This window comes from Allobosea sp. P1_A7 (assembly GCF_056406775.1).
In genome coordinates this window covers 1-4,405 of record NZ_JBFTZN010000398.1, presented here as the reverse complement: position 1 = coordinate 4,405, position 4,405 = coordinate 1, and the positions used below count along the sequence as shown (strand labels likewise).

6 protein-coding genes and 1 pseudogene are annotated in these 4,405 nt (G+C 58.6%); 3 read left to right on the top strand and 4 right to left on the bottom strand.

Annotated features, from left to right (window positions below):
• Positions 1–173: 173 nt before the first annotated feature.
• On the bottom strand, positions 174–515 hold the full coding sequence (locus AC1D34_RS35010; protein ID WP_476826714.1) for a hypothetical protein: 342 nt from the start codon (positions 513–515) through the stop codon (positions 174–176).
• A gap of 339 nt (positions 516–854) precedes the next feature.
• Here AC1D34_RS35010 and AC1D34_RS35005 point away from each other — a divergent pair.
• Positions 855–1,031: pseudogene (locus AC1D34_RS35005) on the top strand (ATP dependent DNA ligase); the annotation flags it as partial.
• A 72-nt stretch (positions 1,032–1,103) separates the two neighbouring features.
• Here the strand turns inward: AC1D34_RS35005 and AC1D34_RS35000 are convergent.
• The gene (locus AC1D34_RS35000; RefSeq protein ID WP_476826715.1) at positions 1,104–1,319 is read right to left on the bottom strand and encodes a hypothetical protein; all 216 of its coding nucleotides are present in this window, start codon (positions 1,317–1,319) and stop codon (positions 1,104–1,106) included.
• A gap of 184 nt (positions 1,320–1,503) precedes the next feature.
• Here AC1D34_RS35000 and AC1D34_RS34995 point away from each other — a divergent pair, with 184 nt between their 5' ends.
• Entirely contained in the window at positions 1,504–1,743 is a 240-nt protein-coding gene (locus AC1D34_RS34995) for a DUF6894 family protein (RefSeq protein WP_476826713.1), read from the top strand.
• An 8-nt stretch (positions 1,744–1,751) separates the two neighbouring features.
• Here AC1D34_RS34995 and AC1D34_RS34990 read toward each other — a convergent pair whose 3' ends face one another.
• Positions 1,752–2,456: a Crp/Fnr family transcriptional regulator gene (locus AC1D34_RS34990; RefSeq protein ID WP_476826712.1), complete on the bottom strand. Its 705-nt coding sequence runs from the start codon at positions 2,454–2,456 to the stop codon at positions 1,752–1,754.
• A gap of 366 nt (positions 2,457–2,822) precedes the next feature.
• Positions 2,823–3,170, bottom strand: a complete 348-nt coding sequence (locus AC1D34_RS34985; RefSeq protein ID WP_476776183.1) for a hypothetical protein — start codon at positions 3,168–3,170, stop codon at positions 2,823–2,825.
• A 161-nt stretch (positions 3,171–3,331) separates the two neighbouring features.
• Between AC1D34_RS34985 and AC1D34_RS34980 the strand changes: the two genes are divergently transcribed.
• The gene (locus AC1D34_RS34980; protein ID WP_476776184.1) at positions 3,332–3,604 is read left to right on the top strand and encodes a hypothetical protein; all 273 of its coding nucleotides are present in this window, start codon (positions 3,332–3,334) and stop codon (positions 3,602–3,604) included.
• Positions 3,605–4,405: the final 801 nt, after the last annotated feature.

Sequence of the window (4,405 nt, the reverse complement as noted above, 5' to 3'; positions counted from 1 at the left end):
GACATCGGGACCTATCAGAAGTTCAAGTGTGGTCTCAGTATCTGTTTCGAGGAAAACCACCGCGCCCTCACCGGCGTCGCCACTGATGATCATCTGCTTCAGCTTCGTCACGGTGAAATTGAGATTTTCCGACAGCATCATTTTGCGATGTCCTCCCTTTCCGTTTCGATCATTCAGCGTAATGTTGCTGCATTGGGCCTCACCGGCCACGGCCAGCACATATTTTCCACTTCACAGCCGACCTCGTGGGCGACATGKGAGAGATATTGGGCCCGCGCCTCTGCCGTATCGGGCAGGCAATGCTGGTGTAGCCAATCGAAGTAGTCTTCAATTTTCAGGTTGACGATCTGGGCCGAACARCCGCTGGCCAGCAGATCCATCGCCTGGGCCACTGCCCGCGTCAGCCAGTCTTGATATGTGGGCGGTAGATAATCGCCATCTTTCATCTGGCGAAGGCAGATATAATCAGCCCGTCCCAACCAGGGCAAAAACACCACGCTGCTGAAGGTCGACATCACGGCAACCCCTGTTTTCAGAGGGGAATGATATGACCCTGCTTTTGGCAAAACCTTATCAAATGTTTATTTTTGCACTTCCTCGGAAAGGGCGAGTGCTGCGGCCGGAACGATTCCCGTCCCCTCGGGCGGCCGCGGCGGGAAGCGCCGAGCGGAACTTGCGGTGTTGTATGCGTTCGATCCTTTACCTCAATGGGGTCGACTTCCGGGCAACAGCCTGGACGAGCGCCGGCAATGGCTCATCAAGATCAAAGGAGACGCCGGTCCCGGGATCAGACTGAGCGAAGAGGTAGACGCAGATGGCGAAGCCTTTCTCGCCGTCGCCTGTGTTTATGAGCCTTGAGGGCATCATCGCGAAGCGAAGGAGCATCGGCGCTGGGCGGAATCGGCCGGCTGCTGCTCGCGGCGCGAAAAAGAGATCGGCTCTCCTATGTCGGAGCCGTGGGCACCGGCTTCACGGATCGGTCCGCGACAGCGCTGCGGAAGCAGCTCGACGCGCTCGTGATCGATAAGCCTGCACTGCAAATGACGAAAACGGGCGCAAACCACCTTCGCCACCAGCACGCCTTTCCCAGTGAACATCAGCTTTCACATTGCGGACTGACTGGTTGCCCCGGTCCGCAACTCTTTCCGCTCCTCATAAGCTGCGATCGCGGTCTTGAGCATTTCGAGTTCAAGGGTCTCTACTTGATTGCGCTTTGCATCTTCCAACTGCCCGACGCGATGAAGCGCATAGCGATAGTCCTCATGGCAGGTGATGCAGACAGTCGGTGTTTCCGGTTCGAGTGCGGATACCGCGGTCATGGGATTGCTCCTTCCGTGGCATGCTGCCTTTTGTTGCCTCCAGATGCTGAGCTAATATTGTCTGGAAACGCAGACATTCACCTTTGTTAATGAGTCGGGCGCGTTTGCTTTGCAATCCTGTCGGAAAGGCGCGAGCGCCGGACCGCATTGGTCGGGCGGGCGGGCTGAAAGGCGAGCGATCGCGGTGACGATATTCTTCATCGACAGCGACGACGGTGCGCGCGAAGTCATCGACCGGCACGGGTTCGAGTTTTCCGATGCGGAATCCGCTATTCAGGCCGCGTATAAAACATTGCACGACATGGCTCGCGACCAACCTCGGTTGACCGGCCGGCGACGCCTGTCTGTATCGGTGCGCGGTGGCGAGGGAAACACGATCTATGCCGCCACGATCATTTTCCAAGGCAGCATTACTGGCCCGTGAGGCGGGACTCAAGCGGCCGCCCGCAGATGAAGATAATCGTCCTGGAAATCAGCCAGTTCGACGAGCCCCGACCAATCCAGGATGGTGAGTTCCTTACGGCCGACCCGGATGAGWTTGGCCGAGCGCAAATCCTGCATGATGCGATTGACATGGACGGTCGACATGCCCTGCGCGTCGGCAAGCACCGTCTGGGTGAAGGGAAAAGGCATGGTCAACTCGACCACAACCCCGATTGTCTGGAAGCGCACGTAAAGTTCGCAGATGACGTGGGCAATCCGACTGGGTGCCGAGCGGCGGCCGATATTGCTGATCCATTCCCGAAAGATGGAGCTATCGATCAGCGCTTCGCGCCAGAAGAAACCAGCGACGCGCGGGTGGGTTGCGAAGAGGTGGTAAAGCGATCGATGAGGGATATAGGCGACCGTGCTGTTCGTCAGGGCCGCCAGGCTATGATCCATGCGTTCAAGATAGAGGCTTTGAAGGTCGGGGATATCGCCAGGAATATGAAAGGAGAAGATCTGTCTTGCGCCCTCGCCAACAATCTTGAAGCGAAACCCAATGCCTTCGAGAATCAGGCACGATTGCGTGGGGTGATCCCCTTCGCGCACGATCTCGGCTCCAGCGCGAACCTGGCGCACGACAGTCGAGAGGGCAAGGATCGCATCGACTTCTTCGGAACCGAGGGGGACGACGCCGTCGATCTTGCGCCGCAATGCCTCGAGCAGCCTGTCCGGCCTGTTTGGCATTGCCCGTCCCTCCCCCTATGGGCGAGAGCGGGAATCGCGGTCACCGATAAAGTGGATTTCATCAAATTTCGTAAGAAGACGCTCCGTCACAGGTTATCACTCGATCTTAACCTAGGTTATGATTGAAGCTAAACAGCGTCCGCGCCAAGGTATTTTCAAGAGTGCGGGAGTGCCGGGCATGAAGCCCGAGGCCGCTGATCGCACCCTTACTCTGKCGGAGTTACTTCTATCTGTTGGCTAATAAACGGCCCGCGCGTCCAGCGTCTTCACCACCAAACTCAAACCGTCTCGGTTCACCAACCATCTTTCCCGGGTGAACATCAACTGAGCGCTTCAATGAGCGGTGGGAAAGCCGGGCCAGGGCGCGGCGGTTTGCACCGTGGGGCCGGACAATTGGCTGCCAACGGTTGATTGTTCTTGAATATAGCGGCTCCGCGCTGCGGCCGAATCCACTTCAGCCTCATTCGCTAGCCAAGCGTAATAATCGTCGAGGTGAATAGTGACGATCTTCAGGGCGCACCCTTGCGCCAGCAACCGGCGCATATCGCGAAAAGCATTGTCGAGCCATGCGTCATAGGTGCCCGGAAGGCGTTCGCCTTGGCTTATGTCCCGTATCTTCTCGAAATCTTTGCGCTCGTACCACGGGACAAGGAGCACGGTGGTCGGGTCGATGCGCTTCACAACGATCTCCTGTTTTCTCCCTTGCAAGATCAAAGGACCATGGTCTCCCGCATTCGCTCATTAACATTCGTTAATTCCCGACTGAGAATCGGGAGGCATGTTTCGTAGGCGGATTGTCCGAAAGACGGGAACGCCAGAGACACCCTTCCCCTGTTAGCCACATGAACGACGCACAGAAGCGCGGGCTTGCACGGCTCATGCTCCGTCGGCCGCTAAACCGCTCGGACTTGCCGATTAAATGCGACCGCATCTCGGCACTGCCGGACCTGCTCGAAGAGTATGATCTGGCGTGCGAAGCGGCGGCCCATTGGTCGAAAATCACTTCTCCAGCGGGGCGCGTACGCGCGGAGGAATACCGCGTGCTTGCGGTTGAGATTGAGCAGGAGATTGATGATGCGATTAGTGCTGTAGGCCATCTCACTGGGATGGAATGACAGAGCCCCAACCAGTTGGCTCAGTTCGATCTTTTCGGGTTTGTCTTCAAGCGCCAAGTGATGTTCGACCCTTTCAGTAGCGCGGTCGACGTCAAACGGCGCTGTGAGGGCAAATGTCTGTTATCCCACCCGCGGTGTAGTCGCTATTTGTCCGCAAATTGGAATTGCGCGCCCACTCCTGACCGACGACCTCCGAAAACCCGGTTGCTAGCCAACGGAGTAACCGTCCAAAAATTAGCAGGGAGTAGTTCCCATGATGCGGTTCACAGGAATAGCGCCTATCGCTTTTGCTGCCCATTCAGGCTTGGCCTGCGCGCAGCCAGCGACCGTCGGTCAGCCCGATGAAATGCCGCGCAGTCGCGCCGAAAGACCGGCGCAAGCCGATGTKGCCCCGCGCGCTCCTGGGAGCGACGTTGGGGGCGCACAGCGCCGCGACGAGTCGCCGGGCGAACGACGCGGYGCTCAGATCGAACAACCTCGTGGTCCGGAAACGCCGCGGGGTCAGTTGCCTCGCGAGCGCGAGCAAGCTGAGCGGGAGCGACCGATTCAACCTTCGGACACGCGTGCTCCGCAAGAGTTGCGGAGAGCGCAACCTGAAGAGCGCGATCGGGGCGCCCAGCGGCAAGACGAACGAAATGGCCGAAGGGACACCGATCGGGCTCAGCCGAGCAACCGCGGGCCCGATTCGCATGAAAGCGCGCAGCCTCAGCGTCCAGATCGCCGCCCCACCGATCCCACCACGGCGCGACCTGCGTCGACCCAGGATCCGAATACGGCACGGCCCGCGCCGACCCCGAATTC